The organism is Variovorax sp. P1_H2 (genome assembly GCF_056405295.1).
In genome coordinates, this window is record NZ_JBFUCJ010000020.1 from 31,624 (window position 1) to 47,189 (window position 15,566).

The 15,566-nt window shown below is 68.3% G+C and carries 16 protein-coding genes; 8 read left to right on the plus strand and 8 right to left on the minus strand.

Going from position 1 to position 15,566, the window contains the following annotated elements; all coding sequences use genetic code 11:
• Nucleotides 1-46: 46 nt before the first annotated feature.
• Together AC1D2E_RS09835 and msrA are read right to left on the minus strand one after the other, a co-directional pair.
• Complete coding sequence (locus AC1D2E_RS09835; RefSeq protein ID WP_478197232.1) at nucleotides 47-418, minus strand: hypothetical protein; 372 nt, start codon at nucleotides 416-418, stop codon at nucleotides 47-49.
• A gap of 182 nt (nucleotides 419-600) precedes the next feature.
• Nucleotides 601-1,152, minus strand: a complete 552-nt coding sequence (gene msrA, locus AC1D2E_RS09840; protein WP_478197233.1) for a peptide-methionine (S)-S-oxide reductase MsrA — start codon at nucleotides 1,150-1,152, stop codon at nucleotides 601-603.
• A gap of 98 nt (nucleotides 1,153-1,250) precedes the next feature.
• Between msrA and AC1D2E_RS09845 the strand changes: the two genes are divergently transcribed.
• From AC1D2E_RS09845 to AC1D2E_RS09870, 6 genes are all read left to right on the plus strand, one after another.
• Nucleotides 1,251-1,928, plus strand: coding sequence for a TetR/AcrR family transcriptional regulator (locus AC1D2E_RS09845; RefSeq protein ID WP_478174418.1), 678 nt, complete (start codon nucleotides 1,251-1,253; stop codon nucleotides 1,926-1,928).
• On the plus strand, nucleotides 1,925-3,118 hold the full coding sequence (locus AC1D2E_RS09850) for an efflux RND transporter periplasmic adaptor subunit (protein ID WP_478197234.1): 1,194 nt from the start codon (nucleotides 1,925-1,927) through the stop codon (nucleotides 3,116-3,118). Before AC1D2E_RS09845 ends, AC1D2E_RS09850 begins: the two co-directional genes overlap by 4 nt.
• Before the next feature lie 12 nt (nucleotides 3,119-3,130).
• Nucleotides 3,131-6,472 (plus strand): efflux RND transporter permease subunit, encoded by a 3,342-nt coding sequence (locus AC1D2E_RS09855; protein ID WP_478197235.1) that lies wholly within the window; start codon nucleotides 3,131-3,133, stop codon nucleotides 6,470-6,472.
• A 19-nt stretch (nucleotides 6,473-6,491) separates the two neighbouring features.
• Nucleotides 6,492-7,178 carry a protein-L-isoaspartate O-methyltransferase family protein gene (locus tag AC1D2E_RS09860; protein WP_478197236.1) on the plus strand — a complete coding sequence of 229 codons (687 nt, stop codon included), beginning with the start codon at nucleotides 6,492-6,494 and terminating at the stop codon, nucleotides 7,176-7,178.
• Between the two features lie 12 nt (nucleotides 7,179-7,190).
• A complete protein-coding gene (locus AC1D2E_RS09865) occupies nucleotides 7,191-7,529 on the plus strand; it encodes a rhodanese-like domain-containing protein (RefSeq protein ID WP_478174422.1) in 339 nt (112 codons plus the stop codon).
• Between the two features lie 175 nt (nucleotides 7,530-7,704).
• Nucleotides 7,705-9,264 carry a TolC family outer membrane protein gene (locus AC1D2E_RS09870; RefSeq protein ID WP_478197237.1) on the plus strand — a complete coding sequence of 520 codons (1,560 nt, stop codon included), beginning with the start codon at nucleotides 7,705-7,707 and terminating at the stop codon, nucleotides 9,262-9,264.
• A 60-nt stretch (nucleotides 9,265-9,324) separates the two neighbouring features.
• On the opposite strand, the gene AC1D2E_RS09875 is transcribed toward AC1D2E_RS09870, so the two are convergent.
• The 5 genes from AC1D2E_RS09875 to AC1D2E_RS09895 are packed head-to-tail and all read right to left on the minus strand — an operon-like array spanning nucleotide 9,325 to nucleotide 13,868.
• Nucleotides 9,325-10,500 (minus strand): ABC transporter substrate-binding protein, encoded by a 1,176-nt coding sequence (locus AC1D2E_RS09875; RefSeq protein WP_478197238.1) that lies wholly within the window; start codon nucleotides 10,498-10,500, stop codon nucleotides 9,325-9,327.
• A 40-nt stretch (nucleotides 10,501-10,540) separates the two neighbouring features.
• Entirely contained in the window at nucleotides 10,541-11,248 is a 708-nt protein-coding gene (locus tag AC1D2E_RS09880; RefSeq protein WP_478197239.1) for an ABC transporter ATP-binding protein, read from the minus strand.
• Complete coding sequence (locus tag AC1D2E_RS09885; protein ID WP_478197240.1) at nucleotides 11,235-11,999, minus strand: ABC transporter ATP-binding protein; 765 nt, start codon at nucleotides 11,997-11,999, stop codon at nucleotides 11,235-11,237. Before AC1D2E_RS09885 ends, AC1D2E_RS09880 begins: the two co-directional genes overlap by 14 nt.
• Nucleotides 11,992-13,002: a branched-chain amino acid ABC transporter permease gene (locus tag AC1D2E_RS09890; RefSeq protein WP_478197241.1), complete on the minus strand. Its 1,011-nt coding sequence runs from the start codon at nucleotides 13,000-13,002 to the stop codon at nucleotides 11,992-11,994. Before AC1D2E_RS09890 ends, AC1D2E_RS09885 begins: the two co-directional genes overlap by 8 nt.
• Complete coding sequence (locus tag AC1D2E_RS09895; protein ID WP_478197242.1) at nucleotides 13,002-13,868, minus strand: branched-chain amino acid ABC transporter permease; 867 nt, start codon at nucleotides 13,866-13,868, stop codon at nucleotides 13,002-13,004. Before AC1D2E_RS09895 ends, AC1D2E_RS09890 begins: the two co-directional genes overlap by 1 nt.
• A gap of 172 nt (nucleotides 13,869-14,040) precedes the next feature.
• Between AC1D2E_RS09895 and AC1D2E_RS09900 the strand changes: the two genes are divergently transcribed.
• Entirely contained in the window at nucleotides 14,041-14,874 is an 834-nt protein-coding gene (locus tag AC1D2E_RS09900; protein WP_478197243.1) for an isocitrate lyase/PEP mutase family protein, read from the plus strand.
• Nucleotides 14,875-14,930: 56 nt separating this feature from the next.
• The gene (locus AC1D2E_RS09905) at nucleotides 14,931-15,140 is read left to right on the plus strand and encodes a hypothetical protein (RefSeq protein ID WP_478174430.1); all 210 of its coding nucleotides are present in this window, start codon (nucleotides 14,931-14,933) and stop codon (nucleotides 15,138-15,140) included.
• On the opposite strand, the gene AC1D2E_RS09910 is transcribed toward AC1D2E_RS09905, so the two are convergent.
• Nucleotides 15,130-15,519 (minus strand): VOC family protein, encoded by a 390-nt coding sequence (locus AC1D2E_RS09910; protein ID WP_478197244.1) that lies wholly within the window; start codon nucleotides 15,517-15,519, stop codon nucleotides 15,130-15,132. The genes AC1D2E_RS09905 and AC1D2E_RS09910 overlap by 11 nt on opposite strands.
• Nucleotides 15,520-15,566: the final 47 nt, after the last annotated feature.

Sequence of the window (15,566 nt, forward strand, 5' to 3'; positions counted from 1 at the left end):
GCCGCGCCCCGCCAGGCGGGGTCGGCAACCGGAAAGCAGGCGGGATTCAGCGAGTGGAAGGCGGACCGCGCGCGTCGAACAGCGCAATCCAGCGGGCGAAGACTTCGCCCTCGAGCCAGACGAAGCTGGCGGCCGGCAGCAGCACCGGCAGGAAGACCGGGGGCACGCAAGGCGCGGCCGACCCGTGGGACAGCTGGTCGTAGAGCCGGCACTCGGCCTCGGTGTGGACACCGAAAAGCGCCGACAGCCCGCGCGGGGCCTCTTCCTCGGCGACATGCGCAGAGACGGCGGCCGCCGGCGCCGGGGGCGCACCGTGCAGCGTGCCGTGCATGAGGCCCAGCGTGGTCGCGGCCCAGAGCGCGAACGCCAGCACGCACAACAGGGTGCGGCTGCGGAGGGAGCGCTGGGCAAAAGGCATCTTTAGTCAGCCGAGGACAGAGCAAAAACTGCTTCGCAGTTTCTTGGTCTGTCCCGCGAGGTCTCAGGTTGGTCGAGGACAGAGCAAAAACTGCTTCGCAGTTTCTTGGTCTGTCCCGCGAGGTCTCAGGTTAGTCGAAGACAAAAACTGCTTCGCGGTTTCTTGGTCTGTCCCGCGAGGTCTCAGGCCTTGACGCGGGCCGCGAAGGTCTTCTGGAACTTCTCGACCTTGGGCCCGACCACGAAGGCGCAGTAGCCCTGGTTCGGGTTGTTCAGGAAGTAGTCCTGGTGGTAGGCCTCGGCGGCCGAATAGTTGGCCAGCGGCTCGACCTCGGTCACGATCGGCGAGCTGTAGGTCTGGCTGTCGCCGATCTCGCGGATCACCTCCTCGGCCACCTGCTGCTGCGCCGGGCCGACGGTGTAGATGCCGCTGCGGTACTGGGTGCCGACATCGTTGCCCTGCCGGTTCAGCGTGGTCGGGTCGTGCACCACGAAGAAGATCTCGAGGATCTCGCGCAGCGAGATCTGCGCCGGATCGAACACCACCTTGACGACCTCGGCGTGCCCGGTGCGGCCGGTGCAGACCTGCTCGTAGCTCGGATTCAGGGTCTGGCCGTTGCTGTAGCCGGACTCGACGTCGACCACGCCCTGGACGCGGTCGAACACGGCTTCGGTGCACCAGAAGCAGCCGCCGCCGAGGACGATGGATTCAGTGGACGAGGATGGCGATGACATGGCAGCTCCGGCGAAATTCGAGACCTATCGCACATTGTGCCGGCTTGACGCAGTGCAACGGCCTCACTACATTACTAACCCGCCAGTCATTAATTAACATGCCCGCCTCCCGATTCCTGAAGGACAAGCTCTGTCCCGTGAGCGCCAAGCGCGAGCGGCGCAAGGAAGCCCGTCCCGGCGAGCTGCTCGAGGCGGCGCTCGACCTGTTCGTCGAGAAGGGCTTCGCCGCCACCCGATCGGAGGAAGTCGCGGCCCGCGCCGGCGTCTCCAAGGGCACCCTCTTCCTCTATTTCCAGAGCAAGGAAGAGCTGTTCAAGGCGGTCGTGATCGAGAACCTGGCCGGCCGCTTCACCGAGTGGAACCGCGAGTTCGACGAATTCGAAGGCAGCACCGCCGACATGCTGCGCTACTGCATGCGCGTCTGGTGGGAGCGGGTCGGCGCCACCAAGGCCTCGGGCCTGACCAAGCTGATGATGAGCGAGGGTCGGAACTTTCCCGAGCTGGCCGATTTCTATCGCCGCGAAGTGGTGAAGCCGGGCCACGAATTGCTCCGGCGCATCGTCCAGCGCGGCATCGACCGCGGCGAGTTCGCGCCGGTCGAGGTCGACCTGGCGATCTACACCGTCGTCGCGCCGATGATCTTCCTGATGCTCACGAAGCATTCGCCTGCCATCTGCTTCGACCACACCGCCGACATCGACCCCGAGAAATACCTGGCGCTCCAGGCCGAGACCGTGCTGCACGGGCTCAGCCTGCCGCCGAAGGCTGCCGCATGAAAAGAACGAAGAAGTGGGCCATTGCGGCACTGATCCTGGTGCTGCTCGTCGGCGGTGCGCTGCGCGCCATCGGCGCGCGCAAGGCGCAGCAGGCCAGGCTGGCGACCGGCAGCACGGCGGCCGAAACCGTGGTCGAGCTGGCGCCGGCCGACGTGGTGCGGGTGGCCCGCCGCGAGCTGGCCGAGATGCTGCCGGTCTCGGGCACGCTGCGCGCAGTCGATTCGGCGCAGGTCAAGGCGCGCGTCGCCGGCGAGCTGATCGGCCTCACGGTGCGCGAAGGCGACACCGTCGCAGCCGGACAGGTGATCGCGCGCATCGATCCGGTCGAGTACCAGTCGCGCCTGCGGCAGGCCCAGGAGCAGGCCGATTCGTCGCGCGCCCAGGCCGAAGTGGCGCAGCGCACCTTCGACAACAACAAGGCGCTGGTCGAGCAGGGATTCATCTCGCGCAACGCGCTCGAGACTTCGCAATCGAACCTCAATTCGGCCTTGTCGACGCACCGCGCCGCGCTGGCGGCGGTCGAGATGACCCGCAAGTCGCTCGACGACACGGTGCTCAAGAGCCCGATCGCGGGCCAGGTGTCGCAGCGTCTCGCCCAGTCGGGCGAGCGCGTCGGCATCGACGCGAAGATCATCGAGGTGGTCGATCTGAGCCGGATCGAGGTCGAGGCCACGCTGGCCGCGGCCGACTCGGTGGCGGTGCGGGTCGGCCAGCGCGCCAGCCTGCAGATCGAGGGCAGCAGCGCGACCGACCCGAAGAGCGGCGAACGCAGCGTCGGCGCCAGCGTGGTGCGCGTCAATCCGAGCGCGCAGGCCGGCAGCCGCAGCGTGCTGGTCTATCTGCGGCTCGACCGCTCCACCGGCTTCCGCCAGGGCCTGTTCGCGCAAGGCACGATCGACGTCGGCCGCACCGAGACCCTGGCCCTGCCGCTGACCGCGGTGCGCACCGACAAGCCGGCGCCCTATGTGCAGATGGTGGTCGACGGGCGCATCGCGCATCGCCCGGTCGAGACCGGCCTGCGCGGCCAGGTCGACGGCCAGACGATGGTCGCGGTGCGGGGCATCGACGACGGCGCGCTGGTGGTGGCCGGCAGCCTCGGGCCGCTGCGCCAGGGCACGGCGGTGCGGCTGATGCCGGTCGCCGCGACGCCGGCGCCGGCCGCCTCCCCTTCGGCGCGCAGCGCGCCCTGAGGGTCGAACAGCATGTGGTTCACCCGCGTCAGTCTCAAGAACCCGGTCTTCGCGACCATGCTGATGCTCGCGCTGGTGGTGCTGGGCGCCTTCTCGTATCAGCGGCTGCAGGTCGACCAGTTCCCGAACATCGACTTCCCGGTGGTGGTGGTGATCACCGAGTACCCGGGCGCCTCGCCCGAGATCGTCGAGAGCGAGGTCACGAAGAAGGTCGAGGAAGGCGTCAACTCGATCGCCGGCATCAACGCGCTGACCTCGCGCAGCTATGAAGGCCAGTCGGTCGTCATCATCGAGTTCCAGCTCTATGTCGACGGCCGCAAGGCGGCCGAGGACGTGCGCGAGAAGGTGGCCGGCGTGCGGCCGCTGTTCCGCGACGAGGTCAAGGACCCGCGCGTGCTGCGCTTCGACCCGGCCTCGCGCGCGGTGTGGTCGGTGGCGGTGCTGCCCGAAGGCGACACGAGCGCCGCCGGGCCGCCCCAAGGCGCGAGCGCCCCCTCGGGGGGCAGCGCAGCACGCGCAGCGGCAAGCGTGGGGGCCACATTCAAGCAACCCAGCGCCGTCGAGCTGACCAACTGGGCCGACCAGGTGCTCAAGAAGCGCCTCGAGAACGTGCGCGGCGTCGGCTCGGTGACGCTGGTCGGCGGCACCAAGCGCGAGATCAACATCTATCTCAACCCGCAGGCCATGGAGGCCTTCGGCGTCAGCGCCAGCCAGGTGGTCGATGCGGTGCGCAGCGAGAACCAGGCGCTGCCGGTCGGCTCGGTGCGTTCGCTCGAACAAGACCGCGTGGTGCAGATCGACGCCCGCATGGAACGGCCCGAGGACTTCGGCCGCATCATCGTCGCCCGCAAGGGCGGCGCGCCGATCCGCGTCGACCAGGTCGCGACCGTGCGCGACGGCGCCCAGGAGATCGACAGCCTGGCGCTCTACAACGGCCAGCGCACGCTGCTGCTGTCGGTGCAGAAGGCGCAGGACGAGAACACCATCCAGGTGGTCGACGGCCTGGTCAAGGCGATCGCCGAGATCAAGCCGCAGCTCCCGCCCGGCGTGCGGCTGGAGCCGATCGCCGACGCTTCGCGGCCGATCCGCGTCGCCGTCGACAACGTGCGCCGGACCCTGATCGAAGGCGCCCTGCTGACCGTGCTGATCGTGTTCCTGTTCCTGAACTCCTGGCGCTCGACCGTGATCACCGGCCTGACCCTGCCGATCGCGCTGATCGGCACCTTCTGGTTCATGGCGATGTTCGGCTTCACGATCAACATGATCACGCTGATGGCGCTGTCGCTGTGCGTCGGCCTGTTGATCGACGACGCGATCGTGGTGCGCGAGAACATCGTGCGCCACGTGCAGATGGGCAAGGGGCCCTACCAGGCCTCGCTCGACGGCACCCAGGAAATCGGCCTGGCGGTGCTGGCAACCACGCTGTCGATCGTCGCGGTGTTCCTGCCGATCGGCTTCATGGAAGGCATCATCGGCAAGTTCTTCCACGAGTTCGGCATCACGATCGTGGCCGCCGTGATGATCTCGATGTTCGTGAGCTTCACGCTCGACCCGATGATGTCGAGCATCTGGCACGACCCGGCCATCAAGTCCGGGTCCGCTCATGGTTCGCCGGCGATCGGCCTGCACGGCGAGAACGAGGCCCCGGTCGGCTTCTACGACAAGACCATCGGCCGCGTGACCGGCTGGTTCGACCACGCCACCGAGCGGCTCGCCGAGGGCTACCAGGGCATCCTGCGCTGGTCGCTGGTGCACAAGCTGGCCACGGTGCTGGCGGCCGTCGGCATCTTCGTCGCCAGCATCTTCATGGTGCCGCTGCTGGGCACCGAGTTCGTGCCCAAGGCCGACTTCTCCGAGACCGCGATCAGCTTCTACACGCCGGTCGGCTCCTCGCTCGAAGTGACCGAGGCCAAGGCGCGGCAGGTCGAGGCGGTGCTGCGCGAGATGCCGGAAGTGCGCTATACGCTCACCACCATCAACAGCGGCGACGCCCAGGGCAAGATCTACGCGAGCCTCTACGTGCGGCTGGTCGACCGCCGCTCGCGCAGCCGCAGCGTCGACCAGATGTCGACGGTGCTGCGCGAGCGCCTGCGCTCGATCCCCGGCATCACGGTCACGCACGTCGGCCTGCGCGACTCGGTCGGCGGCAACAAGCCGATCGAGTTCTCGCTGCAGGGGCCCGACCTGAAGGAACTCGAGCGCCTGAGCGCCAAGGTGATGGAATCGATCCGCCCGATCCCCGGCCTGGTCGACCTCGACTCCAGCCTGAAGCCCGACAAGCCCACGGTCAGCGTGGTGGTCCGGCGCGATGCCGCCTCCGACCTCGGCCTCGGCGTGGCGCCGATCGCCTCGGCGCTGCGCACGCTGGTGGCCGGCACCACGGTGGGCAACTGGCGCGCCCCCGACGACCAGACCTACGACGTCAACGTCCGGCTGGCGCCCGAGGTGCGCAACTCGCCGGCCGACCTGGCCCGCCTGCCCTTCCTGAGCACCGCGGTCGGCGCCAACGCCGACGGCTCGAGCCGCATCGTGCGGCTGGCGCAGGTGGCCGAGGTGCGCGAATCCACCGGCCCGAACCAGATCAACCGCCGCGCTCTGGCGCGCGAGGTGAGCATCAACGCCAACGTCGACGGCCGCTCGGCCGGCGAGGTCTCGGCCGACATCCGCACCGCGCTGGCCGGCATCGCCTTCCCGCCGGGCTACGGCTGGCAGTTCAGCGGTTCGACCAAGAACATGCAGGAATCCTTCGGCTATGCGGTCTCGGCGCTGGCCCTGGCGGTGATCTTCATCTACATGATCCTGGCCAGCCAGTTCAGGAGCTTCCTGCAGCCGCTGGCGCTCATGACCGCGCTGCCGCTGACCTTGATCGGCGTGGTGCTGGCGCTCCTGATCTTCCGCTCGACGCTGTCGATGTTCTCGATCATCGGCGTGGTCATGCTGATGGGCCTGGTCACCAAGAACGCGATCCTGCTGGTCGACTTCGCGATTCGCGCCCGCGAGCCCGGCGTCGCCGAGGACGGCACGCCGGTGCCCGGCCTGCCGCGCGCCGAAGCCCTGCTGCTGGCCGCCCGCGTACGGCTGCGCCCGATCCTGATGACCACGCTGGCGATGATCTTCGGCATGGTGCCGCTGGCCTTCGCGATCAGCGAGGGCTCCGAGCAGCGCGCACCGATGGGCCAGGCCGTGATCGGCGGCGTCATCACCTCGTCGCTGCTGACGCTGGTGGTGGTGCCGGTGGTCTATTGCTACATGGACGACCTGGCCAGCTGGGCCCGCCGCCGCTGGGCGGGCCAGGCGAAGCCGGCCGCCGAGGCGCCCCCCGTGCCGCCGCCTAAAATCGAAAGTTTGTCCTGAGTCCGCGAGGAGAGACCCCATGAACCCCACCCCCACGCTGGAGCGCCTGCGCTTCAACATGATCGAACAGCAGATCCGTCCCTGGGACGTGCTCGATCTCGACATCCTCGACCTGCTGGCCCAGATCCGGCGCGAGGACTACGTGCCCCAGGCGCACCGTGCGCTGGCCTTCTTCGACATGGAAATCCCGCTCGAGGGCGCCAGCACCGCCCGCGAGCCCGGCCAGTGCATGCTGTCGCCCAAGGTCGAGGCCCGCATGCTGCAGGACCTGCACGTCCAGAAGCACGAGAGCGTGCTCGAGATCGGTTCCGGCAGCGGCTTCATGGCCGCCCTGCTGGCCCACCGCGCCGCCCAGGTGCTGACGCTCGAGATCGACCCCGGCCTGGCGGCCATCGCCGCGGGCAACCTGCGCCGCAACGGCGTGATGAATGTCGAGGTGCGCAACGCCGACGGCGCCCAGCCGCTGCCGAGCGGGCCGACCTTCGACGTCATCGTGCTGAGCGGCTCGGTCGCCCGCATCCCGCAGGGCCTACTGGGTTCGCTCAACATCGGTGGCCGGCTGGCGGCCATCGTCGGCGACGAGCCGATGATGCGCGCCCACTTCGTGACCCGCACCGGCGAGGCCAAGTGGGATGTGCTGCAGCCCTGGGACACCGTGGCGCCGCGCCTGCTGAACTTCCCCGTGCCATCCCGCTTCAACTTCTGATCCGCCCCCTTCATGATCGACCAAATACGCCCGTCCGAGCTCGCCGACTGGTTCGCCAGGAATCCCAACGCGACGCCGGTCGTGCTCGACGTGCGCGAGCCCTGGGAGCTGCAGACCGCGAAGGTGGCGCCCCTGGGCTTCACACTGGCGACAATCCCGATGAACGAGATCCCGGCCCGCGTCGGCGAGCTCGATCCGGGACAGCGCATCGCCTGCCTCTGCCACCACGGTGCACGCAGCCAGCGCGTGGCCGCCTTCCTGGCGCAGAACGGCTTCGACGAGGTGGCGAACATCGCCGGCGGCATCGATGCCTGGTCGGCCCAGCACGACCCCGCAGTCCCCCGCTACTAGATGAAACACCCCCGAAGCGCCTGCGGCGCCTCCCCCTCAAGGGGGCGACACCAGCGGCCCGGCAAAGCCGGTTCCGCGGTATCTCTGGAATTGGGCTGCGCCGTTTTGATGCGTTGCGGGCAGCGCTGAGTTCTCGCCACCGAGTCATCAATTTTTGAATCTCCAAGGACGCTTCATGCCCGTTCCCAGGCCTCTTCCTCTTTCGGCAGCGCTCGCGACCCTGTTCGCAGCGGCGATCGCGCTGCCGGCCCATGGCCAGAGCCTGATCGAACTCTATGACGCCGCGCGCGGATACGACGCCACCTACCAGGGCGCACGGGCGCAATACGACGCCAATCTGGCACGGGCAGCGCAGGCCAAGGCGGGCATCCTGCCGGCGGTGGGGCTGTCGGCCAACACCACGGCCACGCACCAGGAGCTCTCGACCGACAACCTTGCGATCACCCGCGGCATCCCGACGCAGGCGGCCGGCATCAATGCCACGCAGCCGCTCTACCGGCCCGCCAACTGGGCCACCTACGAGCAGAGCAAGCGGCAGCTCGACATCGCCGAGGACGTGCTCAAGATCGCCGAGCAGGATCTCGTGGTGCGCGTGAGCCAGGCCTACTTCGACGTGCTCTCGAGCCAGGACAGCCTGGCGCTGGTGCGGGCGCAGAAGATCGGCGTCGCCGAGCAGCTCGCCTCGGCCAAGCGCAACTTCGAGGTCGGCACCTCGACCATCACGGACACGCGCGAGGCCCAGGCCCGCTACGACCTGGTGCTGGCCCAGGAGATCGCGGCCGAGAACGACCTGCAGGTCAAGAAGATCGTGCTCGACCAGCTGGTCGGCCGCACCGGCACCCAGCCGATCCCGCTGGCGGCGCCGGTGGCGCTGCCGACGGTGCAGCCGGCGGACATCAATGCCTGGGTCACCCAGGCCGACGAGGTGCACCCGGCCATCGACCAGGCGCGGCTGGGCCTCGAGGTGGCGAAGCTCGAGGTCGAGAAGGCCCAGGCCGGCCACAAGCCGACGCTCGATGCGCAGTTGGGCTACAACGTCACCAACAACCCGAACGGCACCACCACCAGCACGACCACCGGCAAGGTGCGCGTGAATGCCGCGAGCATCGCCCTGGTCTTCAACATGCCGCTGTTCGCGGGCTACGCGACCGAGAACCGCGTGAAGGAAACGCTGGCGCTCGAGGAGAACTCGCGCCAGACGCTGGAGTCGACCCGCCGCAGCGTCTCGCAGTCCACGCGCTCGGCCTACCTCGGGCTGATCTCGGGCGCCGGCCAGGTGAAGGCGCTGGAAGCGGCCGAGGCCTCGAGCCAGAGCGCGCTCGACGCCAACCGGCTGGGCTACCAGGTGGGCGTGCGCATCAACATCGACGTGCTGAATTCGCAGGCGCAGCTGTTCCAGACCAAGCGCGACCTCGCGGTGGCGCGCTACAACGTGCTGGTGGGCAACCTGAAGCTGCGCCAGGCCAACGGCACGCTGAGCGCCGACGACCTGCAGGCGATCAACGACACGCTGGCGATCGGCGGCCGCGCCAGCGTCCAGAGCGAAGCCTCGCCGAACCAGCCCTCGGCCGCGACGCAGAGCCCGGTGCCGGTGCCGCCCGCCTCGCTGCCCTCGCCGGTGCCGTCCGCGATTCCGGTCGTGCCGCCGGTGATCACGCCGCCTTTCAATCCACAGCCGCCGGTCATGCCGGTGCCGCCCCCGCCACCCGAGATCGTGCGGCCGCCGCAACGCTAGGCGCTTCGAGGGCGGGATCACGCCGAGGGCACCGGGTGGCCCCCGAACGCCCCGCAGGCGCTACTTCAGGTCACTCAGGTTCACGGGCTTGATCCTGCCGCCTTCGACCGTGGCGACCAGCGGATCGACGATGGTGCCGCCGACCGCGTCGACGCCCTTGAATTCGCCGGCGTTGGTCTCCTTCGCCATCTTGGTCAGCGCTTCGCCGACCTTGGCGCGGATCGCGGCCGCATCGGTGGTGGTGCCGGCCAGCTTCATCGCGCCGGCCAGCGCGTGCGTCAGCGTGTAGTTGTAGGAAGACTCGGTGGTCGGGTCCTTGTCGGCGCCGTAGGCCTTGCGGTAAGCGGCGGCGAAGGCCTTGGGCCCGACTCTTTCGTCGTACGACACCGGCAGCACGCCGATCGATCCCTCGAGCGGCGCGAGGCCGCCCGTGACCTTGGCCATCTCGTCGAGCTTGGCCTGGTCCATGAGCAGGAAGCCGCCCTTGAAGCCCAGTTCGCGCGCCTGCTTGACCACCAGCGCGGTCGGCTCCGACGGACCGCCGATGAACAGCACATCGGGCTTCTCGGCCAGCACGCGGCTCACGCCGCTGTAGAAGTCGGCCGAGCGGTTGTAGGACATCGGGTTGTTGGAGGCGACCGTGCCGCCGGCCTTTTCCCAGGCCGGACCGAAGAGCTGGGTCCAGTTCTTGGCGTACTCGTGGTCGCCCGGCAGCATGCCGACCTTCTTGCCGAACTTCTTCATCTCGTAGCTCGTGAAGGGCTCGATGTAGGAGTTGAAGGTCGGCGGGATGCGGATCGTGAGCTTGTTGCCGGTCTCGGTGATCTTCGGCGTGCTCGAGTACGCCATCACGATGAACTTCTCCTGCTCGTTGAAGGCCTGCATCGCGTAGATGCCGCCCGAGTGCGGCACGAACACCGCCGGGCTCTGGTACTGCTGCACCAGGCGGCGGGCGTTGATCGCGGCCTCGGCGGGCGCGTACTTGTCGTCCAGCGCCACCAGTTCGAGCCTGACCTTCTTGCCGGCGACCTCGAGGCCCGCGGCGTTGATCTCCTTGATGGCCATCTCCATGCCGTTGACCACGTTCTTGCCATACAACGCGGCACCGCCGCTCAGCGGGCCGGTGAAGCCGATCTTGACGGTTTCCTGCGCCAAGGCGCCGCTGGCGCCGAAAGCCGCTGCGAGGGCCATGGCGAGCGGCAGCATGGCGCGGCCGGTGTGGATGTCTTTTTTCATGCGGGATGTCTCCGGGTGGTGGAAGAAAGAAGAGCGGCGCTCAGGCACCGATATACGCCGCACGCACCGCCTCGTTGTGCAGCAGCGAATCGCGGTCGCCTTCGAGCGCGATGCGGCCGCGCTCGATGACATAGGCGCGGTCGGCGATGGCCAGGGCGGAGTACGCGTTCTGCTCGGCCAGCAGCACCGTGGTGCCGGCCTGGTTGATGCGCTGGATGACCTCGAAGACCTGCTTGACGATCAGCGGCGCGAGGCCCAGCGAAGGCTCGTCGAGCAGCAGCAGCCGGGGCCGGCCGAGCAGGGCGCGGCCGATCGCCACCATCTGCTGCTGGCCGCCCGAAAGCGAGCCGGCCGGATGGTCCTGCTTCTGCGCCAGGATCGGGAACAGCTCGAACACCTCGTCGAGCGATCGCTGGATGCCGGCCGCATCGCGCCGGTGCACGTAGGCGCCGAGCGTGAGGTTCTTCCTCACCGACATCATCGCGAACAGCTTGCGGCCCTCGGGGCAATGCACGAGGCCCGAGGCGACGATCTGTGCCGGGCGCCGGCCTACCAGCTCTTGCTCGCCGAAGCGAATGCTGCCGGCGCTCGGCTTGTGAATGCCGCTGGCGGCCATGAAGATCGAGGTCTTGCCGGCGCCATTGGCGCCCAGCAGCACCACCAGTTCGCCGGGCGCCGCGTGCAGCGTGACGCCGGAGAGCGCACGGAAGCTGCCGTAGTGGAGGTCGACGCCTTCAAAGTGCAGCATGGTCGACTCCGAGATAGGCGTCGATCACCTGCGGGTCGCGCCGGATCTGCTCCGGCGTGCCCTCGGCGATCTTGGCGCCGTTGTTCAGCACGACGATCTTGTCGGCCAGTCGCATGATCATGTCCATCTTGTGCTCGATCAGGCAGACCGTCTTGCCATGGTCCACCAGCTTGCGGATCAGGGCCGCGAGGCCCGCCGTTTCTTCGGGGTTCACGCCGCCGGCCGGCTCGTCGAGCAGCAGCAGCTCGGGGTCGGTGGCCAGCGCCATCGCGAAGGCGACACGCTTGCGCTCCTCCTGCGTGATGTCGGCCGCGATGCGATTCGCCACATGCGACAGGCCGACGAAGTCGAGCGCCTGGCGCGCCTTGTCGCGGCACAGCCGCTCTTCGTCCTGCAGCCGGCGCGTGTTGGCGAGCACGTCCCACAGGCCCGACTTCGTGCGCAACCGGTGACCGACGATCAGGTTGTCGAGCACGCTGGCGTTGTCGAACAGGTGCGTGGTCTGGAAGGTGCGCGCGATGCCGAGCTTCGCCACATGGTCGGGCCGCAGGCCGGTGAGGTCCTGGCCGTTGAAGCGGATGCGGCCCGAGCTCGACTTGTGCGTACCCGCCACCAGGTTGAAGAAGGTGGTCTTGCCGGCGCCGTTGGGCCCGATGATGGCGCTGACCTGGCCGCGCTCGAAGCGGGTCGAGATGTGGTCGACCGCGGTGAGGCCGAAGAACTGCTTGGTCAGCGATTCGATTTCAAGCATTGTTCTGCACCTCCTGCGCGCCCACGGGGACCGCATGGGTCGCCTTCGCGGCATGGGCTGCATCCGCGCGCTGGGCCCGCCGCTTGAGCCAGGTGCCGACGATGCCGTCCGGCAGGAAGATGATCAGCGCGATCAGCACCGGGCCGAACACCACCATGCGGTAGTCCTGCAGGAACTGCAGGCTCTGCGTCAGCCAGGTCACCAGGAAGGTGCCGAGCAAGGGCCCGAGCAGCGTGCCGATGCCACCCACCAGCACGAACATCACGAGGTCGAAGGTCACCGCTTCGCTGGCCAGGTCGGGGCCGAGGAATCGCACCTGGCCCGCATAGAGCGCACCGGCGAAGCCGGCATAGACCACCGACAGAACGAAGGACAGCGTCTTGGTGCGCATCAGGTCGATGCCCAGCGCCTCGGCCAGATCGTCGCTGTTGCGCACCGCCATGAAGCTGCGGCCCAGCAGCGAGCGCACGATGCGCGCCATGATCCAGAGGCCGAGCACCAGGAAGGCCAGCACCAGGTAGTACTGCGACAGCGGCGTGCCGAATTGCAGCGGGCCGATGCCGGCCGGCGCCGGGATCCCCATGATGCCGACCGGCCCGTGGGTCAGGCTTTCCCACTTCTCGATCAGCAGAAACATGATGTAGCTCACGCACAGCGTGAAGATCGAGAAGTAGTGGCCGCGCAGCCGCAGCGACAGCAGGCCGATGAAGTAGCCGAGCACCGCCGTGACCATCCCGGCCGCCAGGAAGGCGATCCAGAACGGCACCTGGTGGTCGACCGTCAGGATGCCCACCGTGTAGGCGCCGACCGCCATGAAGGCGCCGTGCGCGAGGTTGAACTGCCCGGTGTAGCCGGTGATCAGGTTGAGCCCGAGCGCCGCGATCGCCATGATGAAGGCCTGCGTCGCGACCGAGATCAGGTAGTTGTTCTGCGCGAACAGCGGAAACGCGAGCGCGGCCACGGCCAGCAGCGCCCAGCCGGTCTTTCCTTGCAGCCAGTTCATCAGCGCGCCCCTTTCGCGGTGAACAGGCCCTGCGGGCGGAACGACAGGATCACCACCAGCAGCACGAAGGCGATGATGTCCTTGTAGTCGGTCGAGAAGTAGAAGCCGCCGAAGCTCTCGGCCATGCCGATGATCAGCCCGCCGACGATCGCCCCCGGGAAGCTCCCCATGCCGCCGAGGATGATGATCACGAAGGCCTTGGTGATGACCAGGTTGCCCATCGCCGGATAGACCAGGTTGATCGGCGCGTAGAGCACCGCGGCGATCGCGGCCAGTGCGCCCGAGATTGCGAACACCAGCAAGGTCACGCGCGTGGCGTCGATGCCGACCAGCGCGGCGCCATCGCGGTTCTGCGCCATCGCGATGATGGTCGAGCCGATCACCGTGTGGTTCAGGAACAGGTGCAGCAGCACCATCAGGCCGAAGGCGCCGGCGATGATCAAGAGGCGCTGCAGCGGCGCGGTGAGGCCGAAGACCTCGACCACCTGGCCGTACGGCGTGGGCATGCGATGGAAGTCGGCGCCGAACAGGGCCTGTGCACCGGCCTCGAGGAACAGCAGCACACCGATGGCGGCGATCATGTCGTGCAGTTCGGGCGCGTTGCGCAACGGGTGGAACACCAGCCGCTGGGTCAGCATCGAGATCGCCGCCACGATCGCCGCGGCGCCGGCCATCGCCAGCCAGTAGTTGAGGCCCAGCTTGGCCATCAGGTAGTAGCCCGCGAACGCGCCTGCCATGTAGAACGCGCCATGGGCGAAGTTCGGTACGTGCAGGATGCCGTAGACCAGCGTCAGGCCCAGCGCCACCAGGCTGTAGACGCCTCCGACGGTCAGGCCGTTCAGGAGTTGCTGAAAGAACATTTCCACATGAATCCTCGGTTGACCCAGGCGATGCGGCCACGGCGGCATCGAACGCGCCGGGCCATTGTGGAAGCGGGGGCGACGGCGCCGCCTAAGGTTTCTCCGGAGGCGGCGTCGCCTTGGAGACTCGCGCTCCTACCGCCCGGTAGGGTGCAGAATGCGGCGCCAGGAGGCTCCCATGACACGTACCATTGCCCAGAAACGCGCCGACTTCCGCTCGCTCCATGCTGCGGGCTGCTTCGTGATCCCGAACCCCTGGGACGTCGGCAGCGCACGCTACCTCGAGGGCCTCGGCTTCAAGGCCCTGGCCACCACCAGCTCGGGCTGCGCCTGGTCGCTCGGCCGGCCCGACGGAGCGCTGTCGCGCGAGGCGGTGCTGGCCCATCTGCGCGATATCGTGGCGGCCACCGACCTGCCCGTGAATGCCGACTTCGAGAGCGGCTTCGCCTCCGATCCGACAGACGTTGCACAGAGTGTCCGGATGGCGATCGACACCGGCGTGGCCGGTCTCTCGATCGAGGATTCGACCGGCGATCCTGCGCATCCGCTGCATGACATCGACGTTGCGGTCGCGCGCCTGCGTGCGGCCCGCGCCGCCATCGACGAAGCCGGCGGCGACGTGCTGCTGGTCGGGCGGGCCGAGAACTTCTTCGCCGGCCGGCCCGACCTCGACGACGCCATCGCGCGCCTCAAGGCCTACGCGCAAGCCGGCGCCGATTGCCTCTACGCGCCGGGCATCCGCACCCGCGAGCAGATCGCGGCGGTGGTCGCCGCGGTGGCGCCGAAGCCGGTCAACCTGCTGGTCGGCTCGACCAGCGAGCTCACGATGAAGGACATCGAGGCGCTCGGCGTGCGGCGGGTCAGCGTCGGCGGCGCGCTGGCGCGCGCGGCATGGGGCGGATTCATTCGCGCCGCGCGCGGGATCGCCGACGAGGGGCGCTTCGATGGCTTCGCGGATGCCGCGGCCGGCAATGAACTCAATGCGTTCTTCCAGGGCGGCGGCGGCACCTGAGGCCGATCGAGCGGCGACGCCCTTCAGCATTCAGGCGGGATGCCGATAAGGTTTTCATGAACACCTATCCCACCTCCAGCCAGGCCACCGGCGTCGCCCGCACGCTCAGCAAGCGCACGCCCTGCACGATCGTGGTCTACCAGACGGCCGAACGCGAGTTCGTGACGGCCCGCTCCAACGACCGCGTCAGCGGACTGATCCAGGGCGTGTACCGCGACGGCTACCTGCTGCCGCCGGCGTATCGGCCTGAGCCGATCACGCGGTGATTTCCACCCGGTTGCCGTCCGGATCGAGTACCACGCTCTCGTAGTAGCCATCGCCGGTTCGGCGGGGCCCGTCGAGCACCGGATAACCGTCGGCCTTCAACCGCTGCGTCAGCGCATCGACAGCTTGCTCGGAGCCCAGCGAGACCGCGAAATGCGTCAGGCCCATGCGCTGGGCACCCGGTTCGATGACGACGGGATCCAAGGTGGAGGTCGTCATGGCCTCGATCCGCGCGCCGTCCTCGAAGCTCAGGAAGCAGGACGCGAAGCCCTTCGCGGGATTGACATAGCCGCTGCCCGCCACGGCACCGAAGTAGTCGACGTAGAAGCGCTTGAAGCGTTCAAGGTCCTGGGTCCAGAGGGCGATGTGTTCGATGCGCATGGGTCGCTCCGCTTGAGGTCGACGGCATTTTGCATCCAAGCCCCGGG